The following is a 16,633-nucleotide window of genomic DNA, read 5'->3' on the forward strand; positions in this document are numbered from 1 at the left end:
GGCCGATCAACATGATGAACATCGACGAAATTCTGGAATACCTGCCACACCGATACCCGTTCTTGCTGGTGGATCGGGTAACGGAGGTCGAAAAGGGAAAATCGATCAAGGGCTACAAGAATATTTCGTTTAACGAGCCGTTCTTTCAGGGCCACTTTCCAGAGAATCCGATCCTGCCGGGTGTACTGATTATTGAGGCTATGGCTCAACTGTCAGGTATTCTCGCTTTTGTGACAGTGGGCCGGAAACCTTCTGACGGAGTGGTACAATACCTTGCCGGATCCAGTAAGGCCCGCTTTAAACGTCCGGTTTTACCGGGTGATCAACTGCGTATGGAATCGGAATTCGTTTCCGGTAAACGGGGTATCTACAAATTCGAGTGTCGCGCGCTGGTAGACGGCGAAGTCGTCTGCGTGGCAGAGATTCTGACCGCTGAGAGAGAAGTTTGATGGCGACAAATGACTGGTCGGGTGTCCATCCTCAGGCGATTGTAGACCCGTCAGCCAGGCTCGGTGATAACGTCACTGTTGGGCCCTGGAGTTACATTGGACCGGACGTGGAGATCGGAGAGGGCACTGAGATTCTCTCCCATGTGGTTGTAAAGGGCCCCACGGTTATTGGTCGTAAGAACCGTATTTTTCAGTTTTCCAGTATTGGCGAAGAGTGCCAGGATAAGAAGTACGCGGGAGAGCACACCACCCTGGTGATCGGTGACAATAATGTCATTCGTGAAAATTGCACGATTCACCGCGGCACCGTACAGGATCGCGGTGAAACCCGCATTGGAAGTGGCAACCTCCTGATGGCCTATGTTCATGTAGCCCATGATTGCATCGTGGGTGACAACACCATACTGGCCAACTGTGCGACGCTTGCCGGCCATGTTTGTGTTGGTGACTATGCCATTCTGGGGGGCGGCACCATGGTGCATCAATTCTGCCATATTGGGCCTCATAGTATGGCCGCGGGTGGCAGCATTGTTCTGAAAGACATCCCTGCTTATGTGATGGCAAGTGGCCAGTCAGCGGAGCCCCATGGTATGAACGTGGAAGGACTGAAACGTCGCGGGTTCAGCAAGGATGTATTGCTGGCTTTGCGCCGAGCCTACAAAGTTATCTACCGCCAGGGACTGACCACCGAGCAGGCTGTGGAAGAACTCGAGAAATCCTATTCTGACATTGCAGAAATACGGCCCCTCATAAGCTCCCTGCGTGGGGCTCATCGCGGCATCATCCGCTAACCGGCTGGAGCCTGTCGGTGACAGATCTATCTGACGCGACCATCAGCGATCGCAAAATCACATTTGGAATCATAGCCGGTGAGGCATCGGGCGATATTCTTGGGGCGGGCCTGATCCGATCTCTTCGCCAGCGCTATCCCCAGGCTCGGTTTGTCGGGATTGGCGGTGAGGAGATGATTGCCGAAGGCTTTCACTCCCTGGTGCCAATGGAGCGTCTTTCTGTCATGGGACTGGTAGAAGTCCTGGGGCGAATCCGGGAGTTATTCAGGATTAGAGCCCGCCTGCTGGACTATTTCTTTGCCACGCCTCCAGATGTGGTGATTGGTATCGATTCCCCGGATTTCACGTTGGCCATCGAACGACGGTGCCGTGAGGCCGGTCTTCTTTCTGTTCATTATGTCAGCCCCTCAGTCTGGGCCTGGCGTCAGAAACGGATTTTCAAGATCGCAAAATCGGTCAACCTTATGCTGACCCTGTTCCCCTTTGAAGCAAGGTTTTACGAGGAGCATCAGGTGCCAGTGGCGTTTGTAGGGCATCCTCTGGCCGATCGCATCCCTCTGGAGCCCGATACCGTCAGAATGAGAGAGTCGCTCGGTATAGAGCGTGACGCGTCCGTGCTTGCCGTTCTTCCCGGTAGCCGAGCAGGGGAGGTTGGCAGGCTGGGGACTCTGTTCCTGGAAGCCTGTCGCTGGATCCAGGAAAGGCGCCCGGATCTCCAGCTGTTGATTCCCTGCGTTAACCGGGATCGTGAGCGACAGGTGCGGGATCTGGTCGAAGCGTTGGACGTTAAGCTGCCAGTCACCATTGTGAGAGGCCGGTCCCGGGACGTGATGGCTGCCTCGGATGTGGTTCTGCTGGCTTCTGGAACTGCGACGCTTGAAGCCATGCTATTGAAAAAGCCAATGGTGGTAGGTTATCGCTTGAGCGGATTCAGCTATGCTCTGTTGTCCAGGTTGGTGAAGGTGCCCCATGTTGCACTCCCGAATCTGCTCGCCAGGCGCGAACTGGTGCCGGAACTGCTGCAGGATGATGCCACGGCCGAAAACCTGGGTGAGGCGGTGCTTGAACGATTGGACAACGATGATGAACGGGGGCGGCTGAAAGAAGCCTTTACCGAGTTACACCATACGCTGAAACAGGGTGCCGATGAACGAGCTGCAGAGGCAATTTCAGAACTGGTAGAGCGGGGCGTACACTGATGGCCAAGACTCCGCTGCCGCCCTTTGAATGTCACTACACTGGTCCTCTGCTGGCGGGTGTCGACGAAGTTGGGCGGGGGCCGTTGATTGGTGCGGTAGTGACTGCTGCGGTGATTCTGAATCCTGATCGTCCGATTGCGGGCCTGGCTGACTCCAAGAAGCTTACCGAAAAGCGACGAGCCGCACTTTATGATCAAATTCTTGAGTGTGCAACGGCCTGGAGTATCGGTCGTTGTGAAGCTCACGAAATTGACCGGCTCAATATCTACCAGGCCACCATGCTCGCCATGGAACGTGCAGTCTCAGGGCTGGCCGTGGTGCCCGAGTATGTTCTGGTGGATGGCAATCGCTGCCCGAAATGGCACTGGGCCTCCGAACCGGTAGTCAAGGGTGATAGCAGGGTCGAAGCCATCAGTGCTGCTTCCATTATTGCGAAGGTAACCCGTGATCGGGAGATGGAGGCGCTTGACGCACGCTTTCCGGGGTTTGGTCTCGCGCAGCACAAAGGTTACCCGACTCCCATACATCTGGAAGCCCTGCGCCGTCTCGGTGCCACCTCCGAACATCGCCGCTCTTTTCGTCCGGTCCAGGAAGCCATTGATGAGGTGGGGCTCTTCCGAGACGACCTGAATGGAGACTCCCAACCGTTGCAGTACCGAACTGATCTTTTTGAAGATATTGATTGACAGCGATTTATTCAGTCCTTAATATACGCGCACGTTGATCGGGGCTTTCCGGTAAACAACCAGTTTTGATGCGGGGTGGAGCAGTCTGGTAGCTCGTCGGGCTCATAACCCGAAGGTCGTAGGTTCGAATCCTGCCCCCGCTACCATCTTAAAAAAGGTCCGCGTTCGCGGGCCTTTTTTTGTGTGTTTTCCGTTAGTAGACCTCTCCAGCATTCCGAATACCGCTTTCGATATTTTCTTCACGTCGAATTGTCCACTCGATCAATGGCTTCTTCCCTGCTTTAATTAACCTCCCTGATGGAAAATTGACATTTTCTTAACTAGGAAAATAATTGTCATCACACTGATAATCGTGCCCGTTTTTGCGCCTTGTCAAAGTCGACGACAGATTGGTTCCAAATGCTTAAGAATCGCGTTATTCAAGTGTCAAAGCTCTGGGCCGCCACGTTCTTTCTTGGCGTTGGTCTCACAGGCTGTGGTGGTGCTGGTGCCTCTTCTGAGCGTTCCGCTGTACTGAGCTGGAGCGCTCCGCTGACCCGTGTTAACGGTGAGAGCATCTCGATGGGTGAACTGGATCGATATGTGATTCGTTACGGACAGGATGCCGGAGAACTGAGCCAAGAGGTCGTTATTCCCAATGCTCAGGTTGAGGCGGAAATGTCTTACGAGCTACGTGGGCTTGATGTTGGAACCTGGTATTTCACGATCGAGGTTCAGGATATCAACGGGCTGATCAGTGAGCCCTCGGATGTTGTCAGCAAATCCATCCGTTCATGAGGTCAGCTCCTTGATCTGATACATCAGGCCAGTGGGTCGGCAACCGGGAGTTTTAGGGTGAACGTTGAGCCCTCGCCCGGTGTCGATGAGACCGACAGGTCCCCTTTGTGTTTTTCTACGACGGTCTTCACGAAAGAAAGGCCGAGCCCGGTGCCATGCACTCCAGCCAGTTCAGTGCTTTTTTGACGGCGGTAGCGGTCAAAAAGATGCGGCAGCTCTTCCGGATCGATTCCTGAGCCCTCATCTGCAATGGTCAGGCAGGCCTGATGGCCAGCGCGGAAAACCTGAACGCTGACGTCTGATCCGCGAGGGCTGTATTGAATCGCATTGGATAGCAGGTTGATAACGGCCCGCTCTAGAAGTTCTGCGTTGCCTTTGAGCCAGAGATCTTCGCTGTCATGCAGCTGAAGGCGAATCTGCTTCTCGATAGCCTGCTCACTGACGCTATCCCGGGCATTCTCAACGATCGCCAGGAATTCACACTCATAGAATCGGGTTTCTGTTAGCTGCTCCGCCCGTGCCAGCTGCACGAATTCCTCGGCGAGGTGGTAGCTTCTCCGGGCCAGCCGCCCCAGCTGTTCCAGTTGATCCTTCTCAATGTGGCTGGGGTCCCGTTTCAACTGTTCGATCAGAGCAAGCTGGGAAACCAGTGGCGAGCGCACGTCGTGGGAAATGAAATCAATGGCTTCACGATACTGGCGTTGCTGTTCCCGCAGTTCCGAAATATCGGAGATGTTGGCGATGATGCCTTGCTGGTCATTGTCGGGCAGTGAAAATGGAGCAAAATGAATCAGGAAGTCCTTATCGCCGAGTTTCAGATCTACTGTCCGGCTCTGCTGAAGGGTCAGTGTTTCGGAAACAGTTTCGTGCCATGGCGGTATTTCTCTCGGATCATGTCCCTCAAGGAGTTTTACCAGGGGCAGACCTGCAAGACTGGGCATGGGTTCGCCGAACCATTTTTCAATATGACCGTTGGCCAGGCGAATCACCCCGAGCTCATCGGTGACAATGATACCGTCCGGCATGCGTTCGAAGCTTCTGCGGATAAACTGTTGCCAGTGATTCAGTCGGTCTGTGGCAATGCGGACCTTCTCGATTCGAGCTGAAATATTTTCGTTCGGCCCGGCGCCTGAATCCGCAGGTGCAGTTTGCTCAAGTTGAAGTCTGCGCAGGTAGTGCTGGATAACCTCCTGTCCGAGGCCATCCGGCAGCATCAGGCCCAGGTAATAATGGGTGCCGGCCCGCGGGAGCTTGATCCAGCTGCAATTGTTGACGTGGGACCAGTGGCCCGGAATCAGGTTGTCCGGAATATCGGCCTCTGATAATTGTCGGGCAGAAAGCGTCTCGCCTTCTTCGGACAGAAGCCACCCAGCGGGTCGGAAGAGTGCCTTGAAGTGCTCCAGAAGCTGAGTGGGGTTCCGGTCGGAGGGCGCGGGAAGGGAAACCTGTGGGCTTTTCGCCAGATCGTCCAGCTGTCGGTTCAGGAAACGGTTGGTCATGGCGAGTCGAAGACCGCTGGACACCGGGAATGCCAATAGAGGAACCAGCAAAGTACTGGCAAAGGGCACCCACCACCTCATTGCCAGAAGGATGAACAGATAAATGCCGGTGAGCACGGCCAGGGCGGTTGCGCAGGCCAGCAAAGTGCGTGCCGGGCGCATTTGAGGTAAAGCCAGGGCAAGTATCAGTATGGTTGCTATAGCTGAGAGCGCGGAGGCCCACTGGGGTGCCTGTCGAATCAGTAGCCCCTGCTTTTTGGCTGTAAAGACATTGGCGTGAAATTCAACACCGGAAATCGGACGGCTCAGGCCAGAGAATGGTGTCGGCAATATGTCCCCAAAACCGGCGGCTGTGGCACCGACAAAGACCGTTTTGTCCCTGAAACGCTGTGGGGAGTGCGGCTGGGCCAATACCTCCGAGAAGGAATAGGAGCGAAGTGAACCCGCGCCGCCAGCAAGAGGCACGGCCCGATACTGATCCCGGATATTCATGTAGGGTGGCGCATCGTCGGACCCCGAGCGTTGTGCCTTGGCTCCGGTAGCCGCCAAAGCAAGGCTCGGCCAGAGTTGCTGCCCCAGGCCATTAAACAGGTAAAGGCCACGAGCGACCCCGTCGCTATCCAGTTCCGCGTGAGCATGGCCGAGCCCGGAGGCTGCCTCGGACAGAACTCCGACGGGCAGTTGCTCACTCAACAGGTGTCGGGATGTGGGGGCGGATAGATAGACTGGCAGGATGACGTTGCCGTGGCGGCGCATCTGTGCGGCCAGGTATTGGTCATCCGGCGACGGTTCAGAGAACAGAATATCGAACACGATGGTTTTTGCGCCTGCTTGTGCAAGCTTGTCAATCAGCTCGGCGTGCAGCTTCCGGGGCCAGGGCCAGCGGCCCAGACGATCAAGGCTGATTTCGTCAATGGTAATCAGCACAACCTCGTCCGGGGTTTTCAGGGGGTTCGACGTTATGGCTTGATCGTATAGCCAGTAGTCAAGACGTTGAGGCAGTTCGGTTGTCTGGATAGGCAGGAGCAATGCCAGCAGTATCAGGCCCAGAGTCCAGGGTGTCGTTTTGATTCGCAGCCAATCCCGGTTCATGAGCCCTGCTGTGTGTTTCGGTCGATCAACGGATTAGTCCAGGTACAACTCCCGCCCGGGTCCCCAGCGGCTTTGCATCGGGCCATCGGAAAGAGCTTTCAGGCGCACAAAATACCGTCTTCCGGGAATAAGACGCAAGGCTGCCGTGGTATCAGACAAGGTTGCTTCCTTGATGATGTTAGTGAAACCAGGCTCCTCTGAGAGCTGCAGGCGGTAGTCTGTCGCGGTAATCACCTTTTCCCAGAATATCCTTACCTGACTGTCGATGTAGTTTACGCTGATAATTCGAACCGGTGGCAGGGTGCCATTTACGATAAGTTGACGCGGTTGCGTGGTAGCGACTGAATTGCCGCCTGCTTCGGTAACAACCCGCCAGTAATACTGGCCAGGCCCGAGCGGGCGTGAGGGCAGGGCAGTGCTCTCTGGTGCCCATTCGCTGGTGGCGATCAGGTTCCGGAAGTCTTCGTCGTCGGCAATCTCTAATCGAGCTACTTCGTTATCGCCATTGAGTGTCCACCGGAACTCGGGCATGTCATCGTTTACCGTTTCACCTTCGGCAGGCACGTCCAGGCTGGCGGCCCTGGCCTGCAGATCGACTTCAACCGGGATGATCCGGGGCATACCTGCGTTACCCAGGGTGTCGAGCGCGGCCAGGTGAATTTCGTAGTTGCCATTGTCCAGACGGTTGATATCGTAACGGTTACCTGTGAGCTTACGGCTTTCCATCCAGCGCCCCGTCTCGCTTTCGAAGATATCGAGGCGGTGAAGCGGAGCGCGACTGTCCTGCCAGGTGATCGTGGTTGGCAGTTTGGTCAGCTTCTCCGGGACGGGATTCAGGGCCGGTGCGGGCGGTAAGCGACGGATGCTCAAGCCTGTATTGGGGGTGGTGGACAGGCTGGCACTGAACCCAGCCGGAATGCGACGGGTTTTGCCCGGCGCTCCGAAGTCCACATTGCCTTCAGTGACCTGCAGGTGTGTGCCCTCGGGTGATGTCTGGAGTGAGAATGCGGTTCCTCGAACGGCAGCTACTGCCGATGGCGTTTCAATTTCGAATCGGGCGCCACCTTCCATCACGGGTTTTACCCGGGTGTCGATCGCGCCCCTGTCGAGCCTTAGACGCGTATCCACCATGCCTGCTTTGCCATATTGGGTCAGCCGGTTGAAGATCAGCCGTGAATCCGGAGACACCCGTACTTCCGAGCCGTCGGCGAGTTCGATGGTCGCTGTTCCGGCGGATGACTGAATTTCATCACCGACGCGAATCAGGGTGTTTTCCGCAAGGAGCGTTTTTCGACCGGTGTTTCCGGGAATAAGGTGGACGGTTCCGGTTATCGATGTGGTGCGAGCTGGCTGAGGCTGCCTCTTCAGCCAGGCCACAGGAATTCGAAGTCTGTCGCCGGCATCAAGTGTGGCACCATTATCAATTCTGTTGTATTGGAGCAGACGGCTGGCCGGGAAATTGGGGGCCAGGAGCTCGATTGCCACTTCAGAGTAGCTCTCGCCGGGTTTTAATGTGTAGATCCACTCGGGCATTGTTGAGCTGACGGATGCGGTGACGGAATGCCCTGCCGAGCCCCGTGTTACGGACAGCTCGGCGCCTGCCTGTGTGGTACAGAAAAGCAGGGCAAACATGAATAGCAGTGTGTGCAATCGAGCGTTCGGGCTGTCAGTCATTAGCTGCCTTGGCCCGTTCTTCGCCAGCGAGCGCCTGGCTTTGCGTCTTCATGGTCTCCAGGCGGTAACCTCGCTGGTAAATTGTCTTGATGCGGAAGCCGTTTTCCGGGTTCAGACCAAGCCGGCGACGAAGGCGGCTCATATGGGTGTCCACTGTCCGGGTATTGATGTCCCTCGTGAGTCCCCAAACCCGCTCAAGGAGCATTTCTCGGGTCAGCAGCCGCCCCTGGTTCTGAAACAGGAACAGGGTAAGATCGAAATCTTTGTCAGTTAAGGTCAGTTCCTCACCGTGAAGCACAATGACTCTCTGCTGAGTGTTGATTTCAAACGGGCCATAGCGGAGAACTTCCTTCTCGCTGTCCGGGTTGGAGCGCCTTGCCAGGGCGTTAATGCGCGCAACCAGTTCCGCCGATCGGGCTGGTTTGGCCAGGTAGTCGTCAGCGCCAGCGTCTAAAGCCCGAACAATGTCAGACTCGCTATCCCGCTGGGTGAGAAAGAGCACAGGAATAGGCCAGTTCAACTGGGCTCGAACACTCTCGAGTACGTCTATGCCGGTCATATCCGGAATCTGCCAATCAAGGACAAGCAGATCGTAACTGCGATGCAGAACCGCGCTCAGAAAGTTTTGGCCAGTAGGGAAACTGTCGCAGTGATACCCGCGCTCAGACAAAATCGACTGGATGTGCTGTGCCTGTTCAGTTTCATCTTCAAGCAAAGCAATACGCATTAAGCCTCCCCCCGGAGTGTTGCTCTCATGCCTGGTAAAGAGCAGGGACTATCAGATAATCCTCTGCTACCAATTTCAAGTATCACAAAATGTGGATCCGCGTTCAGTATCGTTATGTAGATTTGCGTAAGTGAATGACAGGCTTTCCGTTGTCGTCATCAAGTGTTTGTCGGCAGCCCGGGAAATTACTGCAGCCCCAGAACCAGCCTTTTTTACCTTTTCGTCGTACCAGGGGGGAGAAACAATGAGGGCAGGGCACCGGCATCTGACTGGTCCCATCCTGTGGGTTGGCCTCTTCCAGAGGTCGGGTCCCGCGACAATCCGGGTAACGGGTGCAGGCATAGAAACGACCGAATTTTCCGTCCCGCTCCAGCATTGGAGCTCGGCATTTGGGGCAGTGGGGCTCTGGTGAGGCTGTCCCACTCTGTTTGGTACCCTGATTCGGTTGCCCCTGAGGCCTCTGCATAAAGCTGCGAACTTCTTCTTTCAGCTTTTCAAGGAACGCTCTCGGGTCCCCCTCGCCACGGCGAATGCTCTCCAGGTTTGCTTCCCACACCGCAGTTCGATCCGGTTTACTGACCGATTCGGGCAGAGAGCCGATCAATGCCTTGGCTTTGTCGGTGGCTCGGATCTGGCGGCTGTCACGGTAGAGGTAGTCCCGCTTGAACAGGGTTTCGATGATGGCCGCCCGAGTCGCCTCAGTGCCCAGGCCATCGGTTTCCCGCAGAGTTTTGCGCAGTTCGGTATCAGTCACAAACCGGGCAATGTTGGTCATCGCCGAGAGTAAGGTGGCATCAGTGAAATGTTGGGGCGGCTGGGTTTTCCGCTCAGTAAGGCTGCTGTCCTCACAAAATACCGGTTCACCTTTTTCCAGTCTTGGCAGGGGCGTCTTCTCCGGTTCCTTGCGCGCCTCCCGGAGTTTCAGCTCAAGCGCTTTCCAGCCGGGTGCCAGAATAGCGGTTTCGGTGGCACGGAACTGGTGTTCTGCCACTCGCACCGTAAGCTTGCCCTCGCGGTGGATCGCGTCGGCCGCGAATTGCATCAGATAATACCGGCTAATCAGTCCGTAAATCTTTTCTTCTGCAGTGCTGAGTTTGCCATTGGCAGAGGGCCGATTGGTCGGAATGATGGCATGGTGGGCGTCGACCTGTTTATCGTTCCAGACCGCGGTTTTCCTGGTCAGATCTGCGTCCTGGCAGGCTTTCTCAAGGTTTGGTGCTACCCGGCCGATGGCACGCACTATCTGTTCACGCTGATCGTAATGCCCTTCGGGCAAATAGCGGCAATCGGAACGTGGGTAAGTGATCAGTTGATGGCGTTCGTAAAGGTTCTGGGCGGTATCAAGCACGTCCTTGGCGCCCATCCGGAACAGCCGGCCTGCTTCAATCTGCAAAGCCGACAGGGAAAACGGCAGCGGCGGTGCTTCCGGCCGGTCCCGGAAACGGGATTCGGTGACGGTGCCGGGCCGGCTTTGTACGCTCTCGGCTATCTGTGTTGCCATTTCCCGGCTTAACAGGCGATTCTCGTCGTCCAGATAATCCTGGAACTGCTCGCTTGGCTGCCAGCGGGCGGTGAATGACTGCTGGTCGGCTTCCTCTTCCTGGGCTTTGAAACGGGCTTCAATCCGGTAATAGGGCCTGGGCTGGAAATTCTCGATCGTGTTGTCGCGTTCTACTACCAGTCCCAGCACAGGGGTTTGCACCCGGCCGACGGAATACACGCCCTGTTCTCCCTGTTGTTGGTAACTGAGTGTGTAAAAGCGGGTCAGGTTTATGCCATAGAGCCAGTCAGCGCGTTGTCTTGCCAGTGCCGAATGCGACAGACGCCGGAAATCACGGTTATCCCTGGGGCTCTGGATGGCCCGGGCGACTGCGGCCGGAGTCAGGTCATTGATCAGAATGCGGTGCACTGGTGCGCTGGTGCCGAAGTAGCGGATGACTTCGTCGACCAGTAGCTGGCCTTCCCTGTCCGGGTCACCCGCGTGAATAATGGTATCAGCCTGGCGGATCAGGGATTCCAGGACGTTGAGCTGCTGCCGAACACTGTCCTTGGGCATGAGTTCCCACTTTTCGGGAAACATGGGGAGGTCGTCCTGGCGCCATTTTTTCCAGGCAGGGTTGTATCGGGCGGGCTCTGCCGGCTCCAGCAGGTGGCCGATACACCAGCTTACGGTAGCGGCGTTTTCGCCGTTGCCACAGCGTATCCAGCCCTGGCCCTTCTGGTGAGGGCCCGGGAGGGCGGCGGCGATGGCGCGGCCCAGACTTGGTTTTTCGGCGATGTACAGATGCATGAGGTCTGGGGGTTTTGGAATCGGGATGGGAATGTGGCGCTTTGGCTTTATGCTGTCAAGGCTCTCGGGTGTGTCCTTTATATGTAGTAGACTAAGGGTGTTGGTGGCGGCCATTTTCGCACCCGCTTCTAACCGTGTGCCATTTGCCCCTTTATCCTCGGCTGCGCAGCAGGAGTTCAGAAACATGAAAATCCAGAATGCCATTGAAACCAAGCTGAACACCGCCTTCGATGCGCGTGTTCTTCAGGTGGAGAATGAGAGTCACAAGCACAGTGTGCCGCCAAATTCAGAAACCCATTTCAAGGTGACCCTGGTGTCGCCAGCTTTTGAGGGGCAAATGAGGGTGCGGCGGCATCAGGCGATTTACAAGGTGCTGGCCGAGGAGTTGGCTGGTGAGGTTCACGCTTTGGCGTTACATCTGTACTCACCGGAGGAGTGGGAGGTAACCGGCCAGGCGGCGCCGGAGTCTCCGAATTGTATGGGTGGGTCCAAGAAGGATCCGGTGATGGCGGCACGGACCGCTCAGGGAGAGAATCAATGAGTCAGCTTTTCCAGATTCATCCGGAGACGCCGCAGAAGCGTCTGATTAACCAGGCTGTGGATATTCTTCGCCGTGGCGGCGTGATCGTCTATCCCACGGATTCGGCCTATGCCATTGGCTGTCACCTGGGAGACAAGCAGGCGGCGGACCGGATCAAACGGATTCGCCGACTGGACGACAAACACAATTTCACGCTGGTTTGCCGGGATCTTTCAGACATCGGCATTTATGCGAAGGTGGATAACACCCAGTACCGGCTCCTGAAGAATTTTACTCCGGGGCCTTACACGTTCATTCTCGATGCGACCAGTGAGGTACCCCGGCGGTTGCTGCATCCGAAGCGCCGTTCTGTCGGTGTGCGGGTGCCGGATAATGCGATTGTTCAGGAGCTACTGGGGGAGCTCGGTGAGCCGATTATGAGCAGCACCCTGATTCTGCCCGGCGAAACGGACCCTATGACGGATCCCTACGATATTCGGGAAACCCTTGAGCATGAGCTGGATTTGATAATCGACGGTGGCTTCTGTGGAATGGAAGCGACCACTGTGGTGGACTTTACCGGCGACGCTCCGGCGGTTACCCGTGTCGGGAAAGGGGATCCGGCGCCTTTTGAGGCCTGATCGCCATTACTTGTCCTGATGTCAGGCCCGGGCGTTCAGGTTGAAGGCGTACTCCCGGGCATTTCCCGCGGCCTCCAGTTGCTCGGCACTGACCGAGCGCCGCAGGGTATCGTAACGGTGGACCAGGTCCTGTAGACCATTGAACTGCTGATTCTCACTGATCAGCGTATCCAGTAGTGGATTGTTCACCCCGTAGGCCTGGTTTAGCTTGAGTGCATTGTCCATGAAGTGCAGCGTGGGTTCGTTAACGCTGAGTCGATTGAATGCTTCCGTGAAGTTCTTGTTCACGTTCAGGTCTTTCTCGATCTGTGCCCGGGTGCTGTCAATCATTTTTCCGTCTACCGCAACGTTACCGCTTTCATTCTTACTCACGTTCAATGCTGTTGCCGGGTGCAGGTTGTATTCGGCAAGTTTGTGCCGCAACGTCTCCCGAACAAAGGCAAGGTCCTGCCCTACTGTCTGTTTGTAGTCGGCCATGGCGAGCCGGCGGGCTTTGAGGCTGGCGAGGTTTGCCGCGCTGCTCTCCGAGGGGGTGAAACGGTCATCGCCAGAGCTGGGTTCTGTTTCCGGGGTATTTGTCTGGACCTTGCCCGCCGGGCTCTCCGTGCCTGAGGGAGGTGTCTGGCGCTTTTCCATGGCCAGCTGGAATTGGGTGCTCGCCTGGATCAGAGAGGTCAGCAGTGACATGAGTGGGATTCCTCCTTTGGCCAACCGCGTGCGGTTTCCAAGCGGTGTGCGTTGGGAATATCAAATACCTGTCATCTGGGAATGCAGCTTTCAGGCCAACTCTGTTGAGTGTCGGGTGCCCGTGAATGGAAGTGACTGATTGTGAATCTGATCTGCGTCAGGAAATTATTGGCACATATCTATAAAGTTTGACGACAGTTAATCGTCGCCATTAGAAGGCAAAACAATTGTCAGGCCACCCGTTGAGTGGCCCTTGTGCCGGGTTACCATGAAAAAACACCGTTCCATTCGCTTTTTGCTTCTGGCAGCACTCGCGGCAGGTTTCTTGCTGATTCTGGTATTTTCTGTGCTTTACAGTGCTGATTCGCAACGTGACCACATGGAAGAATTCAGTCAACGGTATGTCGGTGGGTTGGCAAAGTCTTATTTCGACGGGCTGAATACCATGATGGTGACCGGCACGATTGCTAACCGCGAAGTTCTCCGTGACAAGGTAATGGCGCCGGCGGATGTGCTGGATGTGAGGGTGATTCGCAGTGACCATCTGAATCGCACCTTCGGGGTCGGCAATGCCTCGGAGCAGGAAAGAGAGCCCCGGGATGAGAAAGCGCTGGCGGGAGAGAGAGTCGAGTCTTATTCGAGTAACGAAGACGGTCGGGTGTACACACTGATTGAGCCGGTGATTGCAAGGGCGAACTATCAGGGGGTGAACTGTCTGGGCTGCCATCAGGCGAACGAAGGGGACGTGCTTGGCGCTATTCGCGTGGAGTACTCACTGGCTGAGAGCGATGCTCGTCTGCATCAACAATTGCTGACCAGTGGTAGCATCCAGGTGGCCATCTTTGCTGCGGTGTTTTTCCTGATGGCAGCAGTACTGAGCCGATTGGTGTTCTCGCGTTTACGGCGACTCCACGACCGTATGGACGAAATTTCCAGTAACTCGGATCTGACCATCGAGCTGGACGTTACGCGCAATGATGAAATCGGCTCTGTCTCACATGCTTTTAATCGAATGATGGCGAAGATTCGTGAAAGCATGAATACGGTGATGGATAACGCCGAACGGGTTGAGCAGGCTGCCAGAAGCATTGCCGGTAAAGCCGACACGACGGAAAGGGAGGTGTTGGATCAGCGTGATAATACCGATCAGGTGGCCAGCGCCACCACCGAAATGGCGGCGTCTGCGGTTCAGGTCCGGGAAAATGCCGTGCACACGACCCGGAAGTCTGCGGACACGGCGGAATCGGCCTGCAAGGGAGAGAGTTTGACCCGTGAGGCGGTGGAAGGTATCGAAGCGCTGAATAGTGAAGTTCAGAAGGGTGCTCATCGAATTGAACGCCTGGATCAGCGCACCGGCCAGATGTCGGATATGCTGGAAGTGATCTCCAGTATTGCCGACCAGACCAACCTGCTGGCCCTCAACGCGGCCATTGAGGCAGCAAGGGCCGGAGAGCAGGGGCGCGGCTTCTCGGTGGTTGCCGATGAGGTGCGGGCGCTTGCTTCGCGAACCCAGCACTCCACGGAGGAGATTCGGCAAACGATCAATGGACTGAGGAGCGAAGTGGCCGATTGTGTGGCCATTATGAATCATGCTTCGAAGAAGGCCGGGCTTCAGGTCTCTGCCATCCTGACCGTGGAGTCGGAGCTGCAGGATATTGCTGCTGCCGTTCGGGAGATTACAGAGCTCAATCAGGAGATGGAAAGCGCGGCAAACGAGCAGAGCGATGTCGCTGAGTCCATCAATCAGAACGTGATTGAAATCAGTCGCTCGGCAGAACAGACCTCCATGGATGCCAGGGAGACCGCGGGTATAGCAGGAGACTTGCTGGCCATGGCGGAAAGTCTGAGAAAAGCCATCGAACAGTTCCGGCTCAGCCGCGATGGTCGGACACGAAAGGGTTAGTGGTGCGCTCCTGACCAAAGGTCGACATAGGTCCGTGTCCGGGAATGAATGCAACGTCATCCCCTAACGGGAACAGATGTTCGCGAATTGAACGGATCAGTGTTGCGTGGTCTCCTTTAGGAAAGTCAGTGCGACCGATAGATCCGTGGAAGAGCACATCGCCCACCAGTGCCAGACCAGACTCCCTGTGATAAAAAACCACATGGCCCGGAGTATGCCCGGGACAGTGCAGCACCTCCAGGGTCTGATTACCCAGAGTGACCCGCTGGCCATCTTCCAGCCAGCGATCGGGAGTGAAGACTTCCGGTGTCGGAAACCCGAACATCTGGGCTTGCTGGGGCAGGCCTACAATCCAGAAATTGTCGTCTTTGTGCGGTCCTTCCACGGGGATGCCCAGTATCTTTGACAACTCGGCAGTGCCGCCGGCGTGATCAATGTGGGCGTGGGTTAGCAGAATCTTCTCGACGCTTACACCTTCTGAATCCACGGCGGCGCGGATCCGGTCGAGATCACCGCCGGGATCGACAACGGCGGCTTTGCCAGTTTCCTCGCACCAGATCAGCGAGCAGTTCTGCTGGAAAGGAGTGACCGGGATGACTCTATACTTCAGTGACATACGCTTTCTCGAAAACAGAACAGAGGGTTTGGCTCGGAAGTTTACCACGCCAACCAGATAACATGGCGGGCGCCTTTGCCGGGACGCAGGGCCCTCACAGTGACAGGCTCGACGGCAAAGCCGGCACGTCGGAGTCTCTCGGTAAACGCGTGTTCCGGGCCTGCTGACCAGTAGGCGAGGATGCCGTCTGGTCGAAGGGCTCTCTGGGCTGCCGCAATACCTTCCGGTGAATAGATCCAGTTGTTTTCCTTGCGCGTTAAGCCTTCGGGGCCGTTATCGACATCCAGAAGGATGGCATCCCATTCACTGTCACTGGTTCTGAGTAGCTCAGCGACATCACCAATGTGCACGCGGGCTCGGGGATCGGTCAGCGGATTTCCGGCGGCTGCGCCCAAGGGCCCGCGATTCCAGGTTTCCACCTCGGGAACCAGTTCAGCCACTGTCACCTGCGCCTCGTCACCCAGAGTGGCCAGCGCAGCTGCCAAGGTGAAGCCCATACCCAGCCCACCGATCAGGACTTGGGGTGCGGGTTGATCGGTAATTCGTTCGCATGCCAGGGTGGCCAGGGCATCTTCCGAGCCGTGGATCCGGCTGTTCATCAATTCACCAGTGGTGCCGGCGATCTTGATGGAGAACTCCTCGTTGCGCTGTAAGAGGCGTAACTGGGTTCCTTTGCCGGGGATGATTGCAGTGCCGATTTCGGTGAAGCGGGCCATTTCAGGTTCCGGGTTGAGAGCTGGGCCGGCAGTTTAACCTGCTTCATTCACGGTGAAAATAAAACCCTTGGGCAAGGTGGAAGCCGCCCCAGTCGCTTAACAGAAAGTAGGTAAAGCCCTGGCTTGGCCCATGAGTCCCGGTGTCCGTATTTACGCCTAGCCGCTTATCGCTTCCTATTCTCTTATCCTCCAGCTTCGGCTACTCTGGGTTTTAATAGACGTTTTCTAATCGGTTAATTATCCATGACGTTGTCTCATTTTGCCGCGCGTTCTTCTGGTCGGACTCCATTGTCTGATGCATTCGCGCGTCTTGCCGTTTTCCACTCTTTTCGCTGAATTCGCCGAATGACTCGCCGAATTCGGCGA

At 56.2% G+C, this 16,633-nt stretch carries 15 protein-coding genes and 1 tRNA gene; 9 read left to right on the plus strand and 7 right to left on the minus strand.

All coding sequences use genetic code 11. The annotated features are described in order from the left end of the window. Nucleotides 1-11: 11 nt before the first annotated feature. The 6 genes from fabZ (at nucleotide 12) to KO499_RS19735 (ending at nucleotide 3,902) form a co-directional block, all read left to right on the plus strand. Complete coding sequence (gene fabZ, locus KO499_RS11485) at nucleotides 12-449, plus strand: 3-hydroxyacyl-ACP dehydratase FabZ (protein WP_215983869.1); 438 nt, start codon at nucleotides 12-14, stop codon at nucleotides 447-449. After that, nucleotides 449-1,240: an acyl-ACP--UDP-N-acetylglucosamine O-acyltransferase gene (lpxA, locus tag KO499_RS11490; RefSeq protein WP_215983870.1), complete on the plus strand. Its 792-nt coding sequence runs from the start codon at nucleotides 449-451 to the stop codon at nucleotides 1,238-1,240. The genes fabZ and lpxA overlap by 1 nt, the downstream gene beginning before the upstream one ends. A 17-nt stretch (nucleotides 1,241-1,257) precedes the next feature. Beyond that, nucleotides 1,258-2,439, plus strand: coding sequence for a lipid-A-disaccharide synthase (lpxB, locus tag KO499_RS11495; RefSeq protein ID WP_215983871.1), 1,182 nt, complete (start codon nucleotides 1,258-1,260; stop codon nucleotides 2,437-2,439). Continuing rightward, nucleotides 2,439-3,125 carry a ribonuclease HII gene (gene rnhB, locus KO499_RS11500; protein WP_215983872.1) on the plus strand — a complete coding sequence of 229 codons (687 nt, stop codon included), beginning with the start codon at nucleotides 2,439-2,441 and terminating at the stop codon, nucleotides 3,123-3,125. Before lpxB ends, rnhB begins: the two co-directional genes overlap by 1 nt. A 69-nt stretch (nucleotides 3,126-3,194) precedes the next feature. Continuing rightward, nucleotides 3,195-3,271 (plus strand) — tRNA-Met (locus tag KO499_RS11505). 253 nt (nucleotides 3,272-3,524) lie between these two features. Next, on the plus strand, nucleotides 3,525-3,902 hold the full coding sequence (locus KO499_RS19735) for a fibronectin type III domain-containing protein (protein ID WP_228339881.1): 378 nt from the start codon (nucleotides 3,525-3,527) through the stop codon (nucleotides 3,900-3,902). Nucleotides 3,903-3,925: 23 nt separating this feature from the next. Here KO499_RS19735 and KO499_RS11515 read toward each other — a convergent pair whose 3' ends face one another. The 4 genes from KO499_RS11515 to KO499_RS11530 all read right to left on the minus strand — a co-directional run bounded on the left by KO499_RS11515 (nucleotide 3,926) and on the right by KO499_RS11530 (nucleotide 11,184). Continuing rightward, nucleotides 3,926-6,493 (minus strand): CHASE2 domain-containing protein, encoded by a 2,568-nt coding sequence (locus tag KO499_RS11515; RefSeq protein ID WP_215983873.1) that lies wholly within the window; start codon nucleotides 6,491-6,493, stop codon nucleotides 3,926-3,928. 33 nt (nucleotides 6,494-6,526) lie between these two features. Continuing rightward, nucleotides 6,527-8,167: a FecR family protein gene (locus KO499_RS11520; RefSeq protein WP_215983874.1), complete on the minus strand. Its 1,641-nt coding sequence runs from the start codon at nucleotides 8,165-8,167 to the stop codon at nucleotides 6,527-6,529. After that, entirely contained in the window at nucleotides 8,160-8,894 is a 735-nt protein-coding gene (locus KO499_RS11525; protein ID WP_215983875.1) for a response regulator transcription factor, read from the minus strand. The genes KO499_RS11520 and KO499_RS11525 overlap by 8 nt, the downstream gene beginning before the upstream one ends. A 112-nt stretch (nucleotides 8,895-9,006) precedes the next feature. Next, nucleotides 9,007-11,184, minus strand: a complete 2,178-nt coding sequence (locus KO499_RS11530) for a DNA topoisomerase 3 (protein ID WP_215983876.1) — start codon at nucleotides 11,182-11,184, stop codon at nucleotides 9,007-9,009. A gap of 184 nt (nucleotides 11,185-11,368) precedes the next feature. On the opposite strand from KO499_RS11530, the gene KO499_RS11535 reads away from it, so the two are divergent. Continuing rightward, complete coding sequence (locus KO499_RS11535; protein ID WP_215983877.1) at nucleotides 11,369-11,725, plus strand: BolA family protein; 357 nt, start codon at nucleotides 11,369-11,371, stop codon at nucleotides 11,723-11,725. Next, nucleotides 11,722-12,345, plus strand: coding sequence for an L-threonylcarbamoyladenylate synthase (locus tag KO499_RS11540; RefSeq protein ID WP_215983878.1), 624 nt, complete (start codon nucleotides 11,722-11,724; stop codon nucleotides 12,343-12,345). Before KO499_RS11535 ends, KO499_RS11540 begins: the two co-directional genes overlap by 4 nt. A 21-nt stretch (nucleotides 12,346-12,366) precedes the next feature. Here KO499_RS11540 and KO499_RS11545 read toward each other — a convergent pair whose 3' ends face one another. Further along, on the minus strand, nucleotides 12,367-13,032 hold the full coding sequence (locus KO499_RS11545; protein ID WP_215983879.1) for a hypothetical protein: 666 nt from the start codon (nucleotides 13,030-13,032) through the stop codon (nucleotides 12,367-12,369). Between the two features lie 268 nt (nucleotides 13,033-13,300). Between KO499_RS11545 and KO499_RS11550 the strand changes: the two genes are divergently transcribed. Continuing rightward, entirely contained in the window at nucleotides 13,301-14,935 is a 1,635-nt protein-coding gene (locus tag KO499_RS11550) for a methyl-accepting chemotaxis protein (protein WP_215983880.1), read from the plus strand. Here KO499_RS11550 and KO499_RS11555 read toward each other — a convergent pair. Beyond that, complete coding sequence (locus KO499_RS11555) at nucleotides 14,904-15,551, minus strand: MBL fold metallo-hydrolase (RefSeq protein ID WP_323133342.1); 648 nt, start codon at nucleotides 15,549-15,551, stop codon at nucleotides 14,904-14,906. The genes KO499_RS11550 and KO499_RS11555 overlap by 32 nt on opposite strands. A gap of 41 nt (nucleotides 15,552-15,592) precedes the next feature. Then, the gene (locus KO499_RS11560) at nucleotides 15,593-16,267 is read right to left on the minus strand and encodes a spermidine synthase (protein WP_215983881.1); all 675 of its coding nucleotides are present in this window, start codon (nucleotides 16,265-16,267) and stop codon (nucleotides 15,593-15,595) included. Nucleotides 16,268-16,633 lie beyond the last annotated feature (366 nt).

Source organism: Marinobacter sp. F3R08 (assembly GCF_018860425.1).
Lineage (GTDB): Bacteria > Pseudomonadota > Gammaproteobacteria > Pseudomonadales > Oleiphilaceae > Marinobacter.

Excerpts from the sequence above, each read along its gene's own strand:
- KO499_RS11545 (WP_215983879.1), bottom strand. The coding sequence starts at position 13,032 with ATGTCACTGCTGACCTCTCTGATCCAGGCGAGCACCCAATTCCAGCTG.
- KO499_RS11535 (WP_215983877.1), top strand. The coding sequence starts at position 11,369 with ATGAAAATCCAGAATGCCATTGAAACCAAGCTGAACACCGCCTTCGAT.
- KO499_RS11560 (WP_215983881.1), bottom strand. The coding sequence starts at position 16,267 with ATGGCCCGCTTCACCGAAATCGGCACTGCAATCATCCCCGGCAAAGGA.
- KO499_RS11550 (WP_215983880.1), top strand. The coding sequence starts at position 13,301 with ATGAAAAAACACCGTTCCATTCGCTTTTTGCTTCTGGCAGCACTCGCG.
- KO499_RS11525 (WP_215983875.1), bottom strand. The coding sequence starts at position 8,894 with ATGCGTATTGCTTTGCTTGAAGATGAAACTGAACAGGCACAGCACATC.
- KO499_RS11555 (WP_323133342.1), bottom strand. The coding sequence starts at position 15,551 with ATGTCACTGAAGTATAGAGTCATCCCGGTCACTCCTTTCCAGCAGAAC.
- KO499_RS11520 (WP_215983874.1), bottom strand. The coding sequence starts at position 8,167 with ATGACTGACAGCCCGAACGCTCGATTGCACACACTGCTATTCATGTTT.
- KO499_RS11515 (WP_215983873.1), bottom strand. The coding sequence starts at position 6,493 with ATGAACCGGGATTGGCTGCGAATCAAAACGACACCCTGGACTCTGGGC.
- fabZ (WP_215983869.1), top strand. The coding sequence starts at position 12 with ATGATGAACATCGACGAAATTCTGGAATACCTGCCACACCGATACCCG.
- KO499_RS11530 (WP_215983876.1), bottom strand. The coding sequence starts at position 11,184 with ATGCATCTGTACATCGCCGAAAAACCAAGTCTGGGCCGCGCCATCGCC.
- lpxA (WP_215983870.1), top strand. The coding sequence starts at position 449 with ATGGCGACAAATGACTGGTCGGGTGTCCATCCTCAGGCGATTGTAGAC.
- KO499_RS19735 (WP_228339881.1), top strand. The coding sequence starts at position 3,525 with ATGCTTAAGAATCGCGTTATTCAAGTGTCAAAGCTCTGGGCCGCCACG.
- KO499_RS11540 (WP_215983878.1), top strand. The coding sequence starts at position 11,722 with ATGAGTCAGCTTTTCCAGATTCATCCGGAGACGCCGCAGAAGCGTCTG.
- rnhB (WP_215983872.1), top strand. The coding sequence starts at position 2,439 with ATGGCCAAGACTCCGCTGCCGCCCTTTGAATGTCACTACACTGGTCCT.